We start from the raw sequence: 19,115 nt of genomic DNA, 5'->3' as shown, positions 1-19,115 counted from the left end.
AAGGTTGCACACTCATTCCAAGCGCCCACACTTATCGGCTGTTAAATTGTTAAAGAGCGGGTGACATCAAACGGTAACGTCTGGCGTCGATACTGCGTATTCGGTACTACGGGTACTGCCTATCTGGTACCGCTGCTTCGCTGTGTGAGCCGAGCCTGCCAGTGTACCACAGTTTTGTCACTGCGGGTGGGGCGTAACCTAAAAACCGGTGCTGCCCTGCCTGCGGTGTCTGCAGAGAAACGAGATTATGAAGGAGTTCGTGGGGCTTGTCAAACCGGGGGGAGGCCTAGACCGCACCGCCAACCTGCCACTTACCGCCCTGCCTTCACTGCTCTTTTCCTGCCCTTCGCTACCCTCCAACATCCGGGTAAACCCGAGTGCGTTGTGCGGCGAAGAACGAAACTATAGCACAGGTTTTTTACGCCGTGCAAGCGGCTTTGGGGCAAAATCGGTCAGCGGTGCGCGCCAAACGCAGAGCCGCGCGCCTAAGCCATTGAAACAATGCTGAAATATAAATACCGCCCCCACAAAAATAAATTGGCGACGTCGCCGCTTTGAAAGCGAAACGTCTGAAAACCTAGACGAACCCGCGATTCTTTTTCGTTTAAAACGGATTACAACCCCCAGATCATGCATTCCCAGGAGATTCATCAGCTTGCTGCTGGGATTCTGCGTGCCGATATAAACTCAGCGGCATTCGGGACAGTTCCACATCTGAAAAGACGAAGCCTTTCGCGCATCTATATAGAACCTCTATAGTTAGTCAGGCACGAACTTATAGGCTTGGCTTTGCCCCGGTCCTATAGCGAAGATCTTAGGCACATAGATTTGTTATTTCTGTGCACTATATTGAAGTGTTTCGCGCACAACGATATATCCGCCTCTATATATATATAAGCGGGGCGTGTAGAAGTTAAGCGCCCCGCCCTGCAGGCTAGGTGCATTCCCGGTCTCTCTATATAGATACCAAGCATGACGAAACGCATGAAAATCAGCAGCTCTCTATTGATCGCCCCGACTAATAATAAAAAGGAGACGTATATATAGAGAGAGAGGAGACGGCGAAGCAGTTCGCTCTTTTCGACGTAGATGTCTTGCCTATAGCAAACCGATTCTAAGTAGACAGGCCGCAGTCCGCACACACGGTCCGAGTTGGCCCCCCAATACCTCTCTATGTACTCTATATATATAGAGAGAGACCACAAACACGAAAACAGAATGCTCGCACACCGCGGCGGCCTCACCTGATGTCAGCTCGTCATACCGAAAGCTCGGTCGTCTCTTTGATTCGCTGCAATGTAAAGCTGGAGCGCATATCGACCACTGCGGGATGCTGCATTAGCTTGTCCATTGCGAAGCGCGAAAATTGCGTTAAGTCTTCTACCTGTACCCGCAACAAATAGTCCATGTCTCCGGACATTGCATAACACTCCACCACCTCAGGCCAGGCTTGCACATCTTGAGCGAAGTCCGAAATGGGCGCATGGCTTGCTCGGTGTATTTTATTCAGCCTTATCGTTACGTAAGCGAGCAACTTAAGGCCCACTTTCTCAGGATTGACCAAGGCGACATAATTCCGGATATAGCCTTCCTCTTCCAGGCGCCTGACGCGGCGCAAGCAGGGGCTGGGGGACAAGGCAACCCGGTCAGCGAGATCCTGATTACTGAGGCGTCCGTTGCGCTGAAGTTCCATAAGAATTTGTTTGTCTATCCTGTCGAGCTCATTTTGGGCCATTAAGCACTCCAAATTTATGAATAATAGGCATTAGATTGCGCAACGGGCAATATATCAAGCATAGTTTGCAATCTAATGCCAAGCGTTTTTACTTAGAATCTGCTATTGCAATGTCTATCAACAAACACTGTTCAGTCCGGAGTCAATATGAGCGCAAACGTCCAACCTTGGGACAATCCCATGGGTACCGCAGGTTTTGAATTTATTGAATACACAGCACCAGACCCGCAGGCGCTGGGCAAGGTATTTGAATCGTTGGGCTTCAAGGCCATTGCTCGTCATCGAAAGAAGGATGTCACGCTTTATCGTCAGGGTGGCATCAATTTCCTGATTAATGCGGAGCCGGACTCGTTTGCCCAACGCTTTGCCCGGCTGCATGGGCCTTCTATCTGTGCCATCGCGTTCCGGGTAGAAGACGCCGGTAAAGCGTACAAGCGTGCCCTGGACCTCGGCGCCTGGGGTTTCGATTCGCACAGCGGCCCTATGGAGCTGAATATTCCTGCCATCAAAGGTATAGGCGATTCGCTTATTTATCTTGTTGACCGCTGGCATGGAAAACAGGGTCATGGCGGTATCGGCGACATCAGCATATACGACGTCGACTTTGAGCCCATTGATACGACGACAGCCCAGACCGACGTCAACCATATCGGCGCGGGCCTGACAATAGTTGATCACCTTACCCATAACGTGCACAAAGGCCGCATGGAAGAATGGGCTGAGTTTTACGAGCGTCTGTTCAATTTCCGGGAGGTGCGCTACTTTGACATAGAAGGCAAGGTCACAGGAGTGAAGTCCAAAGCCATGACGTCTCCTTGCGGCAATATACGCATTCCGATCAATGAAGAAGGCACTGAAGAAAAAGGCCAGATTCAGGAATATCTGGATCTGTATCGCGGCGAAGGCATACAGCATATTGCTTTGGCGACCAACGACATTTACGCAACGGTGGAACAGCTAAAGAGCTCTGGCTTGCAGTTTCTTGATACCCCGGATACCTACTACGAACTGCTGGACCTCCGATTGCCCAATCACGGCGAAGATGTGGACCGCCTGAAGGCCAACAAAATTCTGCTCGATGGCGCAGCAGAAGGCGGCTTGCTTCTTCAGATTTTTACCGAAAATCAGATCGGCCCGATTTTCTTTGAAATCATTCAGCGCAAGGGCAACGAGGGCTTCGGTGAGGGCAACTTTAAGGCTCTGTTCGAATCCATCGAGCTCGACCAAATGCGGCGCGGCGTGCTCAAGAATGTTGATTAAACCGGCTCGGCTTCCTAGCGTGCCGACCAGGGTGCCAATGTAAAAGCGTTAGACACAGGAAACCGATAGAATCGCTTCATTTATCGTTCAGAGAAGCGCAATGCTATCGTATCCTGTGGTCATGCTGCGGCGCAGCTGGAGAATGTTTGCTACGGTAAGCAAGGTTATGCTGCCCGTCATGATTCTTGTGCAGATCGCACAAGTGTTCGGGCTGGTCGAGCTTGCCGGACGCCTCCTTGCTCCAGCAATGTCCTTACTGCATTTGCCGCCCGAAGCGGGAATTATCTGGGCCACCACCCTGCTTATCGGCATATACGGGGGCTTGGCGTCGTTAAGCAGTCTGGCAGGAACGATGGACATGAGCGCCGGGCAGCTAAGCGCCCTTTGCGCCATGATGCTTTTCGCACATAGCTTGCCTGTAGAACAAGCTATCGTACGACGCGCTGGCGCTGGGTTCTGGGCAACGGCAGCGCTACGAGTCGGAACCGCGCTCGCATACGGCGCCGCGGTGTCATGGACCTGCTATTTGACGAATACTTTGTCCGAGCCGGTATCCATGGAATGGCTGCGTGGGCCTGATGGCATCGGGAGCAGCACGGCGAACCCCTATTTCGCATGGATACAGGCGACCGCGTTTTCGCTGGCGCTGACTTTCGTGATCATTGCCGTGCTCGTGGTCGCGCTCGACGCTCTCGATCGACTCGGGATCACGCGGCGCATCACCGACGCCATGATGCCGCTGTTGCGGGCATCAGGCCTAAACGCCCAAGTTGCGCCCGTCACAACCGTTGGTGTATTGCTCGGACTTACCTATGGTGGAGCACTGATCATCGAGGAAGCCACAAAGCAGAATTTTTCCGCACGAACGCGCTTTCTGGCGTTATCGTGGCTGTCGTTGTCGCATTCGCTGATCGAAGACACGCTTTTGCTGATAGCTTTGGGCGCCGACGTATGGGTGGTGCTGGTGGGACGTGTCCTGGTGACGCTGGCTATTGTGGCGGCTCTAGCCAAATTAACGGATCGCGGTAACTGGAGCACGCGCCCCGTGAGCGCCGCTGAACGCGTGTAGCAACGGGTGCTATTTGGTTTCCGGAGCCTTATTATTAGCAAGGGTAAGGATCCATGCCGCAATAAGCTGCGCATTTGCCGGGCTCACTTGTGGCTGGGCAGGCATGGGCACAGCACCCCAGCGGCCGCGCCCGCCTTGCCGAATAGTGGTGGCCAAGTAGTCCAGAGCCCCGTCTTGATTGGCGAACCGTTGTGAAATGAGCTTGAATGACGGACCTACGCGCTTCTGATCTATTTGGTGACAGGCCAAGCAATTATTACTTCGTGCCAGATCGACGCCTATGCTATCGGCGGCAGCAAGTGTGCTGAAGCTAATACCAAGCACACTTGCTAAAGAAGCGAAGAAAAAACGAAAAGACATAAAACCGTACCTGACCCCGTATAAAAAAAGACGCCATTGCCAAGGCCGGTTTGCTTGGCGGCATATCGCGGTATTATCGGCGATATTTCATCAACGTAGAAAAAGACATGCTTCACTATCCACAGATCGATCCCGTCGCGCTGCAAATCGGCCCGGTGGCCATACATTGGTATGGGTTGATGTACCTGATAGGATTCGCCCTTGTATGGCTGCTTGGCCGGTGGCGGATTCAACATGGTGAAACCGACCTAAGCCTGCGCGATCTTGAAGATATTATCTTTTATAGCGTGCTAGGCGTGGTCGCGGGTGGACGGCTTGGCTATGTCCTGTTCTATAAGCCCGCCGAATACCTGGCTCATCCGATAGAAATCTTCTACCTATGGCAGGGCGGCATGTCATTTCATGGCGGCCTTATTGGCGTGATCGTCGTGCTGCTGATTTTTGCCCGCAAGCGGCAAAAAACTTTACTCGAAATTGGCGACTTTGTTGCGCCGCTCATTCCGCTAGGCTTGGCGGCGGGGCGTATGGGCAATTTTATTAACGGTGAACTATGGGGTCGCCCCACTACTTTGCCATGGGGGATGGTATTTCCACAAACCGCGGATGGAATCGCGCGCCACCCATCCCAACTATATGAAATGGGCCTGGAGGGCTTCGCGCTGTTTGCCCTGGTATGGTTGTTCGCGCGCAAGCCCCGCCCTATCGGACAAGTCAGTGCCATGTTTCTGATGGGTTATGGGGTGTTCAGATTTCTGGCCGAGTTCACCCGCGAGCCTGATACCTATCTTGGCCTGCTGGCTGGTGGATTGTCCATGGGTCAGTTGTTATCTATGCCCATGATCTTAGCGGGCATCCTTATCTATGCGTGGAGTTCAAACAAAGCCGTTCGGTAGTTCACGCACTATCGCCGCGCGGCCCAGACGAATGGTACTCATCCAACAATTCAATAAGTCGCAGAGTCGCCGGCGTCAGGGACCCGTGCGGATAGGTAATCCCTAATTGCCGCGTCATGGTCGTTTCTTCGAGCGCAACCTCCTGCAGAAGGCCGCGGGTCTTCGGGTGCTCCAGCGTTAATCTGGACAGGAAGCACAACAGATCCGTGCTCCCTATCAGATCGTGAATCGAAGGAAGGGAATTCGTTTCAATGTGCGCCGCCGGTTTCGCAAGCTTGCGCGATGCAAAGGCATTATCCAGCCATTTTCGGCTCTCGACCGGCGGTGTCGGCAGAATCCAGTGGTAGTTCAAAAGATGCTCGAGACTCAAACGCGGCATATCGAACACTGGATGCCCTTTACGTGCCGCAACCACGACGATATCGTCAATAAATGCCTGACTGACGAACTCGTTGTCGTCTGACACGACGCCAACGATCAGATCCAGCCTCTCTTGCCGAATTTGTTCTTTCAGAACGTAATTGGTGCCAATCATAATTTCCAGCGCTACATTCGGGGCATGCTTCAAGGCGAGATTACAAATGATGGGCAGCAGGTAGTCTGCGGTAATTGGGCCGCATCCGACTCGCACTTTACCCGTCGATCCTTCGATAAAGCCCTTCATGTCGCTTAAATAGCGGTCGTTGGTTTCGCAAATTTTCTTCGCTCGCAGATAAAACTCCTTGCCCACCGCAGTCAGCTCCAGCCCGCGGCCCTTGCGTTCGAACAGAGCGGCCCCTAGCTCGTTCTCTAGCCGCTGCACGCACTTGGTAAGCGCCGGTTGGCTGCGATGCAGCACTTCGGAAGCCTGGCCCAGGTGCTTAAGTTCCGCGATAGTTTCAAAATAGCGCAGATCGCGTATCTCAATGTTTAATTCATTACTCACAGGAATCGTTTGATCAATATTATTGAATAGACGGTTATATCAACAATTGCGTTTAATGACAAACATCGACCCTGACTATCGCCTCATATGCCTTACACAATCTTTGTTACCGCGCGCACCTTAAGCCCTGAAGGCATGTTCTTGCTTGAAAACGAGGGTTGCAACGTAGTATTCCTGAAAGGTAATGCAGACAGCGCCGAGGTAGAGGAGATACTCGGGTCGGAAAATATCGACGCAGTTATTTCCCGAACAACAACGTTGTCAGCCCGGGCGATAGCATCTTGCAGCACCCTGAAAGTCGTTTCCAAGCACGGAGTGGGCGTGAGCAATATCGATGTCCAGGCTTGTACGGATCGCGGCATCCCTGTCTTTGTGACCCCCGGAGCCAATGCCCAGTCGGTCGCCGAAATGACCCTCGGTTTGATGCTCGCTACCGCCAGGAACATACCGTACATGGACAGCGAAATAAGGGCTGGGCGCTGGTCGCGTTTGCAAAATGGACTGGAGCTTAAAGGCAGGACGGTGGGCCTGGTGGGGTATGGGCAAGTAGGCCGGCTGGTGGCTTCCTTCTGCAATGCCCTCGGCATGCAGGTGCTGGTTTACGACCCCTACGCTAATGCCGGTCAGATGCAAAAGGACGTCCGGCTGCTGACCGATCTGGACACCATGCTTCGCAGATCCGACATATTAAGTCTGCATATACCGTTGACCGCCGAGACACATGCGCTGATTGGAGCAAAGCAATTGGCGCTGTTGCCCGACGGGGCAATTCTAATTAATACGGCTCGTGGCGAAGTAATCGATGAACCGGCACTTATCGAGGCATTGGTCAGTAGGAAGTTGGCGGCGGTGGGGCTCGATACGATGGCCGAAGAACCCCTCGCAGCGTCTAGCGCGCTGCGCAGTATGAACAATGTCGTCCTGACCCCTCATGTAGGCGGCTCCACTTCGGCGGCGCTAAGCGCAATGGCGGTGGCGGCGGTAAACAACATTCTGGCTTATCTAAAGAATGGGACTCTACCCCTCGACAAAGTAATCAATATCAGCGGTTTGCATCAATGACATCACCAGGAGATTAAATGTCTAGTACCCGTGAATGGCCGCAGGGTTATCGCATCAACGAGATGCCGAGGAAGCTTCAAGACAGTTTGATTCGCTCGTTTACAGACGTTCCGGTGGCGGTCGCCGGCGACTGCATGGGTCGTTCGTTGGGCGCCATGGGTTTGAAGGCCTACCATAACAATCTGCAGCAAGGCCTGTGCGGCCTTGCGCTAACCGTGCAAGTCCGACCTGGCGATAATTTGATGATACATAAAGCGTTCATGATGGCGCAGCCGGGCGACATTATTGTGATCGACGGAGGAGGAGATGTCACCCAAGCACTCATCGGTGGCTTGATGCGCACAACGGCGCTCACAAAGAAAATCGGCGGCTTTGTTATCGACGGAGCAATCCGGGATTTGGTCGAATGGGCCGATGGCAAAGTGCCCGTATTTGCAAAAGGTCATACCCATAGAGGACCAAGCAAAGAAGGACCCGGGCAGATTAATGTGCCCATAGCGTGTGCGGGCCTTGTTGTGCGGCCCGGAGACTTGATGCTGGGCGATGCGGATGGCGTGATTTGTATTCCCTCTGAAGAGGTTCAAGCTTTGTTGCCCCGCGTGCAAGCGCATTTAAAAAAGGAAGAGTTGATTCGTTTATCGAACGAGCAAGGTAGCTCGGATCCCGAAAGGTTCAACGCAGTATTGCGGGCAAAAGGCTTACCTGTTTAGTGGTTGCCCCAATGGGCGTCTATATCTTTATCTTTAAGCATAAACATAATAAATCAGGAGATATCATGATTAACTTGCGAAAATTCGTTGCCGCGACGTCGGTGATGCTGGCTGTTATAGCCGTGGCGCCAGCAAGCCAGGCAGCCGATGCCTATCCCACCCAACCTATCAGGCTCCTGGTGCCTTTCCCCCCAGGCGGTGGCACTGACACCATGGCTCGTTTTGTAGCAAACGCCCTGACTGACAAGTTCAAATGGAACATTATCGTCGAGAATCGACCTGGCGCAGGCGGCACTGTTGGCATGGGAATACTTGCCCGCTCAGCGCCTAATGGCTACAACATAGCCTTGGGTCAAACGTCTAACTTATCGATTAATCCCTATCTTTACGACAATATTTCGTACGACGTCGCCAAAGATTTCGCGCCGGTGGTCTCGATCGCATCGCAACCCATGGTTCTGGTGGTTCGCTCGGACCAACCATATAAATCGGTAGCCGAATTGGTCCAATACGCCAAAGCCAATCCGGGAAAATTGACAGTAGGCAATGCCGGCACAGGCACCGTGGGCGATATCGCCGGCCGCTTTTTCGCGAGCGAGGCCGGAATCGAAGTATTAAATGTCCCGTACAAAGGGGCAGCGCCTGCCATGAACGATCTGCTGGGCGGGCAGGTCGACGCCTTTTTTGCATCGACTCCCGCAGCAATATCGCAGTTGAAAAATTCCAAGATCAATATGTTGGCGATTACAACCTTGGAGCCGATCCCCCAGCTGCCGAACGTGCCTCCGTTAGCAGAGACGCTGCCTGGTTTCGAGGCGGCGTCCAAGACTGGCATTCTGACACCGGCCGGCACGCCTAAAGGGATTATCGAGGTATTGAACAAGCAAATTAATGAAGTTCTCAAAACGCAGGATTTGCGCGAAAAAATCATGGAAGAAGGCAACGTGGTCCTTGGAGGGACGACCAAAGAATTCAACGAACTTATCTCCAATGACTCCGCCAAATGGTCAAAAATTATCAAAGACGGCAATATCAGCATCAAGTAACAAATCAAAGTCCTTGCTTATCAAACACAGGGTGGCGGCAACGCAAATAGCGGTAGCTTGGCCGGCTCCCTGGCATTCGAAATATCGCTTCATGGACAAACCACTAAAAGAAATACGAGTGCTTGATCTGACGAATGTGCTGGCCGGGCCATTTTGCTGTCATCAGCTTGCGCTAATGGGAGCCGACGTCATCAAGGTAGAGACACCCGGAACTGGCGACCTGGCCCGTCAGCTTGGCGCCGATCCAGAGTTGAATATTGGCTTGATGGGCCTTTCCTTCCTGGCGCAGAATGCAGGGAAACGCTCGATCACGGTCAATCTAAAAAGCCCTAAAGGTAAGGAGATCTTCCTCCGCCTCCTGGAAAGCGCCGACGTGGTGGTAGAGAATTTCCGGCCAGGCGTGATGGATCGCCTGGGGCTGGGCTTTGAGGTTTTGCGTCAACATCAACCCCGTCTGGTGTACTGTGCTATTTCAGGCTTTGGTCAAGAGGGACCGCTCAAAGGCTTGCCTGCGTACGATCAGATCATTCAAGGCATGTCGGGAGTCATGAGCATTACAGGCGAACCTGAAACAGCTCCTTATCGTGTCGGGTACCCGATTGCCGACACCATCGGAGGCTTGACCGCAGCTTTTGCGCTGACCGCGGCACTGGCCGATACGTCCCGCACAGAAGCACGTTTTATCGACGTATCGATGCTGGAGTCCGTTATTGCCACAATGGGATGGGTTACGTCGAATTATCTGAATGCGGCCCATGCGCCCTGCCCCATGGGTAATGAGAATTTTACGGCGAGTCCGTCAGGCACATTCAAAACAGGCAGCGGTCTGTTGAATATTGCGGCCAACAAACAAGAGCAATTCGAGGCCTTGTGCCACCTGCTTGAAAGACCCGACCTGATTACAGACGGCCGTTTTTCCAAACGTCAATCGCGCTTGCAAAATCGAGGCGCGCTAAAGGAACAACTGGAACTGGCGCTGGCAACGCGCTCAGCCCCAGACTGGTGGCCGCTGCTGACGGCGAAGGGGATCCCATCGGGGCCTGTTTATTCCGTACCAGACGTGCTGGCGCACCCGCAAATACGTGATCGTGGACTGATCTCCAATTTCGTAGCGGTACCCGGAGTAGGGCGCGATATCGAGATGGTACGCAGCGGCTTCAAAGTCAATGGCACGGCTCCGGGAGTAGACCTCCCACCTCCCATGCTGGGCCAGCATACCGACGAACTACTAACACAACTCGGCTACGACGACGATGAAATAATTCAATTGAAAAAAGAGGGAGGAGTATGACCGAGACCAAAACGGACGACGGCACAGCCAGCAAAAATTGGTGGCACACCGAAATCATTGATATGAAACCGGGCAGCATCCGATATCGTGGCTACGCTATTGAAGACTTGATCGGCAATCTTGGATTCGCCGAGATGGTATGGCTGATGCTCCGAGGAGATCTACCTGAGCCCGGTCAGGGCGCCTTACTCGAAGCCGCCCTGGTGTCGGGGGTTGATCACGGTCCTCAGGCGCCAAGCGTCGCCATCGCCCGTATGGCCATTACTTGCGGAGTTGGATTGAACAACGCCATGGGGTCGGCGGTAAACGTATTGGGTGATGTACACGGCGGCGCGGGACAGCAGGCTGTCGGCTTGTACCAGGACGTTGCCGGCTACATCAACGCAGGCATGAGCAAAACCGATGCAGTGCGAAAGGGTTTGGACGAATTTATTCAAGAACACGGCAAATACGTAGCCGGTTTCGGTCATCGTTTTCACCCCATCGACCCCCGTGCTCCGCGTTTGCTTGAGCTGGTCGATAAAGCGACGGACCAAGGCGTTGTATCGGGCAAATATGCGGCGATAGCCCGAGCGATAGAACGCGAACTAAACACCGGAAAAGCAAAGCCCATCCCCCTGAACATCGACGGAGCGACGGCGATCATTTATGCTGAGCTCGGCTTTCCAGCGGCGCTGGCTCGCGGCCTATTTTGCCTTTCGCGATCGGTCGGCATCCTTGCCCACGCCTGGGAGCAGTCACAACAAGGAGGACGCAATAAGGGCCCAATACCGCGCCAGTATCTACCCACGTACGAAGGCCATTCCCCGCGCGAATTTCCCCTGCCTTAAGCGCGATTCAGCCTGCCAGGCAGGCGTAGGCTCTCCACTCTTATTGCGAGGACTGCAAAAAAATGGAGCCGCGAATCAACACACTGACGCGTTCGGTACCGCCTTCCAGTGGCACACTGGCCTTATCGGCAGCCATGGACATCATCCGGGGAGCCGATTCGTATCGCGCACCAGCTCCGCCCAGATCGATATTGCGTACGGTGTAAGTGGCGAAACCGAAGGCTTTGGTCAACGCTTCAGCGCGGTCTCGGAATGCCTGGGCAGCCTCTGATAACAAGGCCTCTTCCTGTTTGGCCCTTGCCTGCGGCGACACCGAGAAAGCCAGATTGGCAATAGGCATGCGATCGCTTAATTTGCCGGCCAATTCAGACGCGGCAGCGAAATCTTGGGACTCGAGGAAGATTTCGCCTCGTCCACGCCAGTTCGTTATTTTTCCCTGTTCGTTATTCATGGGCCACACGTGATAGTTGCCGCTACTGACCTTGACGGCGGGGTCACCCTTCGCGTCTTTCATGACACTATCGAGCGTCTTCGAAAGGGCTTTGGCCACCGCCGTCTGGCTCGTGTCGCTCATTTCGGATGCCAAGGTGATCTTGACCGTATCCTGAGAGATTTCTGCGCCTGCTTCGGCCTGCAGGCTGGCCTGAGGCCACTTTCCGCCACGGACTTCTGTACTATCAAGGGGCTGCGCCATTGCCGGCAGCGCCATAGCGCTCCCTACACATAGAACGAGTGCCGAGAACCATTTCCGCTGTTGCTGGGAAAAATTCATTTTTTCGGTCCTATAAAAGAACAAAGCTCGTCCGAAGACGAGCTTTGAAAAAATTGCCCCGCCTGTGCCGTCAAGGCCGGCATCCTGGAACCGAGGGTTCAAGGTGGTCGCCTTCAGTCAAGCTTCGGGTTGTCCATAAATGGAAAGCACACCTACTTGTCAATCCAGCAACCTGCATGCCATAAGCATTGGTTCAAGGAATGTATGGCCAAGTCACGAGCACGGCAGGGACTAACTGTTGAATATTGAAAAAAACAATACTCGAAAACTTATACAAAAAAACTTACCGGACATTTTGGTTTTGACTTGCTGGCCCAACGACCTCATCCAGCATATCGTTCATGTCATCAATTTTACGCTTGAAATCGCCCAACGCAAGGTTACTTAATGGTCCGTCGGGGGCTCGCATGGATAAAAGCTCGATTGCGATCTGAATTGCGGCCATGACGGCGATGCGCTCATTACTTGCAATCTTACCTGATCCTTTGACGCCCAGCATACGCTGATCTACGTGACGTACAGCTGCCAACAATGCTTCTTTCTCGGCGGGCATACACGCCAGTGAATAATCTCGCCCCAAAATGGATACGTCGATACGTTCCATAATACTCTACTCCTGCGATGCGCCGGGCAGGCGCATTAATATTGAATCGATACTGTCCCGCGCTTTGTCGGCAACCACGCGCAGGCGATCGGCGTCGGCCTGACTGACGGCCAGCCGCTGCCTGATGCTTTCACATTCAGACTTGTACTGGGTCGCTTCGATCTGAAGCGTGGCTTGGCTGGCCTCGGCTTCGGCCCGCACGGCCTGGAGCTCGGCTTCGTGGATCGCGATGCGCTCGTTCATTGACGACGAGTCGGCCTCGCGGCGCATGAGCTGATCGCGCAGCGCATCGCGCTCTTGCTCGAGATTTTTCAGGCGAGCCTGCAAGGCAGTGCGTTCAGTCTGGAGTTGACGAGCGAACTGCACCATTTGCCCGATACGGGCAGCGAGAGAATCAAGATCTTGCAACATGGGCGTTATCGTAAACCATCCAGCCATCAACTGGATAGGGAAAAATGAAATCCGATCATAACCTTTCACCGCTCTTTCCAATACCTTTCATTTTTCTTTCAAAACGATGAAAAACGAGGTGACAGGAGTGCTTAAATATGTAAAAAGTGGCCTCCTCTAGGGTAAACCCCAGACCACCAAGGGCAAATCGGGGTTTTCAGTCGAGGCTTCGTCTATTACGATGCTTCACCTTTGGTAGTTAGGGCTTTGAATCGTTATGGCTTCTCGCGAAGCTGCAGCAACCCGGGCCTTTAACTATCAGTTTTATCATGCTGTCAGGGAGATTTCGTCAACATGCAGCTCAGAAATAAGCAGGACTTTTGGTCCGGTATTATGTTCGTCGCCTTGGGTGTCGGATTTGCGTTGGGCGCTACCAACTACTCAATGGGCACGGCGGCTCGAATGGGCCCCGGGTACTTCCCCTTCTGGTTAGGCGTGTGCCTGGCCGGGCTAGGAGCAATCGTTGCGCTAACGGCCTTATCGCCTAAAGCACACGAGACCCATGTAGAAAAATTCGATTGGAAGATTGCCTTCGTCATCGTTGGGTCAGTTGCCCTCAGCGGAAGCGTCATGGATTTCCTGGGTGTTTATATCTCGGTATTTCTCTTGGTCGTTATCAGCAGTTTGGCAAGCCACGTATTCAGCTGGAAGGTTGCAGTCGCCAATGGCATATTTATGGTCCTGTTCGTCTGGCTGGCATTCATCAAGGGTTTAGGTTTGATCTTCCCCTTGTGGCCTAGCTTTCTAGGCAATTAAAGGAGAAGCTGAAATGGAACTATTCGAACACTTGGCGCTAGGGTTCTCCGTAGCCTTTACGCCCGAAAATTTGGCGTATTGTCTACTTGGCTGCGTCCTTGGCACCCTGATTGGCGTATTGCCTGGCATTGGCCCTGTACCTACCATTGCCATGCTGCTGCCTATTACTTATGTGCTGCCACCCGTTGCTGGCCTGATCATGCTTGCCGGTATCTATTATGGCGCTCAATACGGAGGGTCCACCACTGCGATCCTTGTGGCGCTTCCGGGCGAAACATCGGCGGTGGTGACCGTCCTCGACGGGCACCAGATGGCCCGAAACGGCCGGGCCGGCGCTGCACTGGCAATCGCGGCACTGGGTTCTTTCTTTGCGGGTTGCGTCGCCACCGTCTTGCTGGCGGGCTTTGCTCCTCCTTTGGCTGAAGTGGCCTTCAAGTTCGGTCCTGCGGAATACTTTTCTCTGATGGTATTGGGCCTGATCGGCGCGGTTGTATTGGCGTCGGGTTCCTTGCCCAAAGCAATCTGCATGATCTTGCTTGGCCTGTTGCTCGGCATGATCGGTACTGACGTTAACTCTGGCGTGGCTCGTTTCGACTTTGGTGTTCCAGAGCTTCAAGATGGCATCGACTTTGCCGTTGTGGCCATGGGCGTGTTCGGCTTCTCCGAAATCATGACCAATCTGGAACTGAAAGACCAACGCGTCGACATTACTGGCAAAGTTGGCTCGCTATACCCCAACAAGCAGGAATTCAAGGAAGCGTGGCCTGCAGTCGTTCGTGGCACGGCCTTAGGCTCGGCTCTGGGCATCCTGCCCGGCGGCGGCGCGGTGCTGTCATCTTTTGCCTCGTATACGCTCGAGAAAAAGATATCCAGGAATCCCGAGCGCTTCGGCAAGGGCCACCCGGCGGGTCTTGCGGGTCCGGAATCCGCCAATAACGCGGCTGCCCAGACATCGTTCATTCCATTGCTTACACTGGGTATTCCGGGTAATGCGGTTACGGCGCTGATGATTGGCGCCATGACCATCCACAACATTCAGCCTGGCCCTCAGGTCATGACCAGCCACCCAGAGCTGTTCTGGGGCCTGATCGTGTCGATGTGGATCGGCAACATGATGCTGGTTATTTTGAACCTGCCGCTGGTTGGTTTGTGGATCAAACTGCTTAAAGTGCCATATCGGATTCTGTTTCCGGCCATTCTGGTATTTTGTACGATCGGTGTGTATTCATTGAACTACAACGTATTCGATATCTGGATGACAGCAGCATTTGGCTTTATCGGCTATGTATGGGCAAAACTCAAATGCGAGGGCGCGCCATTGTTGCTGGGTCTGGTGCTTGGACCAATGATGGAAGAAAACTTCCGTCGTGCCTTGTTGCTGGCTCGAGGTGATTACACCACCTTCGTAACCCGCCCCTTGTCCTTATCGCTCCTGATTGGTGCAGCCATTCTGGTTGCTATCGTAGCGCTACCTTCGATCAAGAAGAAACGCGAAGAAACCTTCGTCGAAGAAGGCTAAGAATCCCGGGTCTCGCAGTACGAAAAAGGCGCCTTTCGGCGCCTTTTTCCATGGGCGCTCGCAGACATGGCTTATGAGGTAATCTATTGCCCGGAGCAATGTATAACCCATTAAATTTCGGAGAATAACGATATGCCTTCAATCAACGCCCGGCCTTATGATTCACACCCCTCCACCCGTGTAGCCTTTCTGGGCCTGGGCGTAATGGGGCACCCCATGGCTGGGCATTTGGCCAAAGCCGGCCACACCGTTTCGGTCTACAACCGCACATTCGAAAAGGCGGAAGCATGGGCTGCCGAGTTCGGCGGCGAAGCGCACAGAACACCCAAAGAGGCCGCACAAGGGGCCAGCATCGTTTTCAGTTGTGTGGGCAACGATGACGATCTGCGCAGCGTCGTACTCGGCGAGAACGGTGCTTACGCGGGCATGGCGGCCGGAACGATCTTCGTGGACCACACCACTGCCTCGGCAGACGTCGCCCGAGAACTATATAGAACAGGCAAGCAGCAAGACATCAGTTTCGTCGACGCGCCTGTCTCGGGCGGCCAGGCAGGCGCCATCAATGGCGCACTTACCGTCATGTGCGGCGGCGACCAAGCAAATTTTGACACAGCGAAACCGCTCATTCACGCTTACGCGCAAGCGGTCACTTTGCTGGGCGAATCCGGTGCGGGGCAATTATGCAAAATGGTCAACCAAATTTGCATCGCCGGGTTGGTGCAAGGTTTGTCCGAAGCCATTGCGTTTGGCCAGGCAGCCAAGCTCGACATGAAGCAGGTTCTCGGCGTTATCAGCAAGGGTGCCGCCCAAAGCTGGCAGATGGAAAACCGCGGCACCACCATGATCGACGATAAGTTCGACTTTGGCTTCGCGGTGGACTGGATGCGTAAAGATCTGGGGCTGGTGCTGAACGAAGCGAAACACAACGGTGCCCGTCTTCCGGTAACGGCGCTGGTTGATCAGTTTTACGCCGACGTTCAGCAAATGGGCGGCAGCCGTTGGGATACATCCAGCCTGATCAAACGTCTGCGAACTAAATAATTGCCAGGCTTAGGCTGGCGCCGAACTTCTAGGCATTTGCAGTACCGCGCACAGCCCGACCCCGCCATGCAACGAGGGGTCGCCGTCTTTCAAGACTATCGTGCCGCGATTGCGCTCAGCATAGGCGAGCGCAATCGCGAGCCCCAGCCCGGAGCCACTGCCGCGCGAACCTTTGCGAGCCGTACCGCCCCGGTCGAATCGTATAAATACGCTCTCGCGTAACGAAGGGTCCAGACCCACCCCATTGTCGCGGACGCTTACCCAAGCCCGGTCGTCGGTCACTCCGGCGGACACAGTGATCGTGCTACCGTTGCCGGAGTGATTGATCGCGTTATGAACCAGGTTCGCAATCGACTCATGGATTTCGGCATCGCTGCCCAGGACCCACGGCCTATGAGCCTGGACGTCGTTGTCACCTTCGCTACTGTCCGCCCAGCCAAGATCTTGGTGTTTTTCGCGCGCTAACGGCAAGTACAGCAGCACCACCTCACGCGCCAAAGTATTCAGATCGACTTGCGCCTGTGGTGCAATATCGTTGCGGCTTGCATGCGCAAGAGATAATAACTGCTCCGTCAAGCGCGATGTTTGGCCGAGTTGACGAATAATCGCAACAAGGGTTTCACGCATGCGCACGATATCGGGCTCACGTCTGGCGTACTGCGCCTGCGTACGCATGATCGCCAACGGCGTGCGTAGCTGATGCGATGCATCGGCCAGGAATCGTGCCTGCTTGTCGAGGACCTGGCGATATAGATCGATGTGGTGATTGATCGCCTTGACTAGCGGAACGACCTCGCGGGGAACGTGATTCTCATCGAGTGGCAACAGGTTATCTACGTCGCGAGCCCTGATTTCGCGCCTCAGTTCGCTTAGCGGCCGCAAGGCCAGTTGCACACTAAACCAAACGAGCAAGGCGGCCAATATCAGCATTCGTCCATCGCGAAACAGGCCTTCCCGCCAGGCGTGCTGTTGCGTGCGCAAACGCAGGTCTATGCTTTCGCCAACGAGCACAATTACCTGACGGTGCACCCCTTCATAATAAAGATCGCGCCACAACGCCACCATACGCACTTCATCATTACGATACATGGCGTTATAAAAGACGGGCATGCCCTCGTTGTCGGCCAGGGTTGGCGGGCGCGGCAGCCCCTGCATACCCAACAAAACCTTCCCTTCCAAATGTTGCGCGCTGGATCCGGCCAGACTAGATGTTCCTGACACGACCTCCTCGACGCGAAAATATTTCCGATTGCCTGCGCGAGACTCGAGCATGACCTGCGCATAAAACGGCGGATCGATACGCAAAGTGCCATCGGAATTGAATTCAACGCTGTTCTCGAGAACTTTGGCCGGTTCCAGCAGTGCACTATCGTAGACTTCCTGCGTAACGATATTCAGGGCTTGATAATCGCTGCGACCATCGACAATTAATAACGTCACGACGCCCGGAATCAGCATCACAAGCAACCAAAACCGGATACTGCCGCGATATTTTTGAGTTAGTAGCGCCATGTATCAGGCTTCATTGAGGATGCTTTCGAGCATATAACCTAAGCCCCTGACGGTCACAATATGCACATCGCTACCCGCCAGCTTTTTTCGCAAGCGGTGTAGAACGACCTCGATGGCGTCTGGACTGGAATCGCTATCGTGCTCGAACACCCTCGAGAATAAATGACTTTTTTCAACCGGCACGCCACTTCGCGTAACGAGCACCGCTAACGCAGCATGCTCGCGCGGCGTCAGATGCAGGATAGCGCCGTCTAATGAGAACGCGCGGCTTTCGCTGTCGTAGACCAGCGTTCCGCATTCTATTCGAGGCGGCTTGCGTCCCCTGCTGCGCCTTACTAGCGCAGCCAGGCGCGCCTCGAGCTCCTCGAGCGCGAAAGGTTTGGTCAGGAAATCATCGGCACCCAGGTTCAGGCCCCGCACGCGATCCTGCAAAGCGCCCTGCGCCGTCAGAATAAGGACCGGGGTGACGTCGCCACGAGTACGCATTTCGCGTAGCAAAACGAGCCCATGCTTGTCAGGCAGGCGCAAGTCCATTACTACAGCGTCGTATGACGAGCTTGCCAACATGTGCTCGGCGGTTTGCGCATCGGGCGCGTGCTCGGGTTCAAAACCACTTTGAGCCAGCGCCCGCTCGAGCCATGCTGCCATTTCACGTTCGTCTTCAACCAGAAGTATGCGCATGACCCTTGTTTTCCGTAGACTGCACGCCGCGGTGACTTTGCACGCGCTGACGTAAATAGCGGGTTTCTTGCCCCCTTTTGAATAAAATCGCTGCCAGTTCGTTGAGTGCCTGCGTATAGACATCGCGCTTGAACTCAATGACAGCATCCAGTGGAACCCAATATTGGCTCCAGCGCCAAGCGTCGAATTCCGGACTATGGCTGGCACGCAGACACACGTCAGAATCGCGCCCGACCATTCTCAACAAAAACCAGATCTGTTTTTGCCCTTTATAGTGACCGCGCGAATCGCGCCGAACAAAATTGCTCGGGACGTTATAACGCAGCCAATCACGTGTCCGACCTAATATGCGAACATGTTCGGGCCGTAACCCCACCTCTTCGTGAAGTTCACGGAACATGGCCTGAACAGGGCTTTCCCCATATTTAATGCCACCTTGTGGGAATTGCCATGCATGTTCCCGAATACGTTTACCCCAGAAAACCTCGTTTTTTTGATTTACGAGGATAATGCCGACATTAGGACGGTAGCCTTCACGGTCTAACATGGGCCACCCCAAAGCGAATTCAATACAATTACCGTTGATTATACGTATCTGT

20 protein-coding genes and 1 other RNA gene are annotated in these 19,115 nt (G+C 53.9%); 11 read left to right on the top strand and 10 right to left on the bottom strand.

Annotation, left to right across the window (positions count from 1 at the left end; all coding sequences use genetic code 11):
* Nucleotides 1-1,258: 1,258 nt before the first annotated feature.
* Complete coding sequence (locus tag EKL30_RS17660; protein WP_126708563.1) at nucleotides 1,259-1,735, bottom strand: Lrp/AsnC family transcriptional regulator; 477 nt, start codon at nucleotides 1,733-1,735, stop codon at nucleotides 1,259-1,261.
* 147 nt (nucleotides 1,736-1,882) lie between these two features.
* Between EKL30_RS17660 and hppD the strand changes: the two genes are divergently transcribed.
* Nucleotides 1,883-2,995 (top strand): 4-hydroxyphenylpyruvate dioxygenase, encoded by a 1,113-nt coding sequence (gene hppD / locus EKL30_RS17655; RefSeq protein WP_126708562.1) that lies wholly within the window; start codon nucleotides 1,883-1,885, stop codon nucleotides 2,993-2,995.
* Nucleotides 2,996-3,095: 100 nt separating this feature from the next.
* Complete coding sequence (locus tag EKL30_RS17650) at nucleotides 3,096-4,064, top strand: nucleoside recognition domain-containing protein (RefSeq protein WP_126708561.1); 969 nt, start codon at nucleotides 3,096-3,098, stop codon at nucleotides 4,062-4,064.
* A gap of 9 nt (nucleotides 4,065-4,073) precedes the next feature.
* Here EKL30_RS17650 and EKL30_RS17645 read toward each other — a convergent pair whose 3' ends face one another.
* Nucleotides 4,074-4,424, bottom strand: a complete 351-nt coding sequence (locus tag EKL30_RS17645; protein ID WP_126708560.1) for a c-type cytochrome — start codon at nucleotides 4,422-4,424, stop codon at nucleotides 4,074-4,076.
* Between the two features lie 107 nt (nucleotides 4,425-4,531).
* On the opposite strand from EKL30_RS17645, the gene lgt reads away from it, so the two are divergent.
* On the top strand, nucleotides 4,532-5,317 hold the full coding sequence (lgt, locus tag EKL30_RS17640; RefSeq protein WP_126708559.1) for a prolipoprotein diacylglyceryl transferase: 786 nt from the start codon (nucleotides 4,532-4,534) through the stop codon (nucleotides 5,315-5,317).
* A gap of 1 nt (nucleotide 5,318) precedes the next feature.
* On the opposite strand, the gene EKL30_RS17635 is transcribed toward lgt, so the two are convergent.
* Complete coding sequence (locus tag EKL30_RS17635; RefSeq protein ID WP_126708558.1) at nucleotides 5,319-6,242, bottom strand: LysR family transcriptional regulator; 924 nt, start codon at nucleotides 6,240-6,242, stop codon at nucleotides 5,319-5,321.
* Nucleotides 6,243-6,329: 87 nt separating this feature from the next.
* On the opposite strand from EKL30_RS17635, the gene EKL30_RS17630 reads away from it, so the two are divergent.
* From EKL30_RS17630 to EKL30_RS17610, 5 genes are all read left to right on the top strand, one after another.
* On the top strand, nucleotides 6,330-7,304 hold the full coding sequence (locus EKL30_RS17630; protein ID WP_126708557.1) for a hydroxyacid dehydrogenase: 975 nt from the start codon (nucleotides 6,330-6,332) through the stop codon (nucleotides 7,302-7,304).
* Nucleotides 7,305-7,321: 17 nt separating this feature from the next.
* Nucleotides 7,322-8,014 carry an RraA family protein gene (locus EKL30_RS17625; protein ID WP_126708556.1) on the top strand — a complete coding sequence of 231 codons (693 nt, stop codon included), beginning with the start codon at nucleotides 7,322-7,324 and terminating at the stop codon, nucleotides 8,012-8,014.
* 65 nt (nucleotides 8,015-8,079) lie between these two features.
* Nucleotides 8,080-9,060, top strand: a complete 981-nt coding sequence (locus EKL30_RS17620) for a tripartite tricarboxylate transporter substrate binding protein (RefSeq protein ID WP_158618438.1) — start codon at nucleotides 8,080-8,082, stop codon at nucleotides 9,058-9,060.
* Nucleotides 9,061-9,151: 91 nt separating this feature from the next.
* Nucleotides 9,152-10,351 (top strand): CaiB/BaiF CoA-transferase family protein, encoded by a 1,200-nt coding sequence (locus EKL30_RS17615; RefSeq protein ID WP_126708554.1) that lies wholly within the window; start codon nucleotides 9,152-9,154, stop codon nucleotides 10,349-10,351.
* Nucleotides 10,348-11,181 (top strand): citryl-CoA lyase, encoded by an 834-nt coding sequence (locus EKL30_RS17610; protein ID WP_126708553.1) that lies wholly within the window; start codon nucleotides 10,348-10,350, stop codon nucleotides 11,179-11,181. Before EKL30_RS17615 ends, EKL30_RS17610 begins: the two co-directional genes overlap by 4 nt.
* Nucleotides 11,182-11,221: 40 nt before the next feature.
* Here the strand turns inward: EKL30_RS17610 and EKL30_RS17605 are convergent, their stop codons facing one another.
* From EKL30_RS17605 to EKL30_RS17590, 4 genes are all read right to left on the bottom strand, one after another.
* Complete coding sequence (locus EKL30_RS17605; protein WP_126708552.1) at nucleotides 11,222-11,953, bottom strand: SIMPL domain-containing protein; 732 nt, start codon at nucleotides 11,951-11,953, stop codon at nucleotides 11,222-11,224.
* 51 nt (nucleotides 11,954-12,004) lie between these two features.
* Nucleotides 12,005-12,187: non-coding RNA, 6S RNA (gene ssrS, locus EKL30_RS17600), on the bottom strand.
* A 49-nt stretch (nucleotides 12,188-12,236) separates the two neighbouring features.
* Nucleotides 12,237-12,557, bottom strand: coding sequence for a cell division protein ZapA (locus EKL30_RS17595; RefSeq protein ID WP_126708551.1), 321 nt, complete (start codon nucleotides 12,555-12,557; stop codon nucleotides 12,237-12,239).
* A 6-nt stretch (nucleotides 12,558-12,563) separates the two neighbouring features.
* Nucleotides 12,564-13,037 carry a hypothetical protein gene (locus EKL30_RS17590; protein ID WP_126708550.1) on the bottom strand — a complete coding sequence of 158 codons (474 nt, stop codon included), beginning with the start codon at nucleotides 13,035-13,037 and terminating at the stop codon, nucleotides 12,564-12,566.
* A 264-nt stretch (nucleotides 13,038-13,301) separates the two neighbouring features.
* Between EKL30_RS17590 and EKL30_RS17585 the strand changes: the two genes are divergently transcribed.
* The 3 genes from EKL30_RS17585 to EKL30_RS17575 all read left to right on the top strand — a co-directional run bounded on the left by EKL30_RS17585 (nucleotide 13,302) and on the right by EKL30_RS17575 (nucleotide 16,323).
* The gene (locus tag EKL30_RS17585) at nucleotides 13,302-13,763 is read left to right on the top strand and encodes a tripartite tricarboxylate transporter TctB family protein (RefSeq protein ID WP_126708549.1); all 462 of its coding nucleotides are present in this window, start codon (nucleotides 13,302-13,304) and stop codon (nucleotides 13,761-13,763) included.
* A 13-nt stretch (nucleotides 13,764-13,776) separates the two neighbouring features.
* Entirely contained in the window at nucleotides 13,777-15,282 is a 1,506-nt protein-coding gene (locus EKL30_RS17580) for a tripartite tricarboxylate transporter permease (RefSeq protein WP_126708548.1), read from the top strand.
* A gap of 132 nt (nucleotides 15,283-15,414) precedes the next feature.
* Nucleotides 15,415-16,323, top strand: a complete 909-nt coding sequence (locus EKL30_RS17575) for an NAD(P)-dependent oxidoreductase (protein ID WP_126708547.1) — start codon at nucleotides 15,415-15,417, stop codon at nucleotides 16,321-16,323.
* Between the two features lie 9 nt (nucleotides 16,324-16,332).
* On the opposite strand, the gene EKL30_RS17570 is transcribed toward EKL30_RS17575, so the two are convergent.
* From EKL30_RS17570 to EKL30_RS17560, 3 genes are read right to left on the bottom strand one after another with little or no spacing between them, the layout of a single operon-like run.
* Nucleotides 16,333-17,835: a sensor histidine kinase gene (locus EKL30_RS17570; RefSeq protein ID WP_126708546.1), complete on the bottom strand. Its 1,503-nt coding sequence runs from the start codon at nucleotides 17,833-17,835 to the stop codon at nucleotides 16,333-16,335.
* Nucleotides 17,836-17,838: 3 nt separating this feature from the next.
* Nucleotides 17,839-18,516, bottom strand: coding sequence for a response regulator (locus tag EKL30_RS17565; RefSeq protein WP_126708545.1), 678 nt, complete (start codon nucleotides 18,514-18,516; stop codon nucleotides 17,839-17,841).
* Nucleotides 18,497-19,063 carry an RNA pyrophosphohydrolase gene (locus EKL30_RS17560; protein ID WP_126708544.1) on the bottom strand — a complete coding sequence of 189 codons (567 nt, stop codon included), beginning with the start codon at nucleotides 19,061-19,063 and terminating at the stop codon, nucleotides 18,497-18,499. The genes EKL30_RS17565 and EKL30_RS17560 overlap by 20 nt, the downstream gene beginning before the upstream one ends.
* Nucleotides 19,064-19,115 lie beyond the last annotated feature (52 nt).

Origin of the sequence: Candidimonas sp. SYP-B2681 (assembly GCF_003971065.1) — a bacterium.
Classification (GTDB): domain Bacteria; phylum Pseudomonadota; class Gammaproteobacteria; order Burkholderiales; family Burkholderiaceae_B; genus Pollutimonas.
The sequence above is the reverse complement of the archived record's forward strand: the minus strand, read 5'-3'. Positions and strand labels throughout refer to the sequence as shown.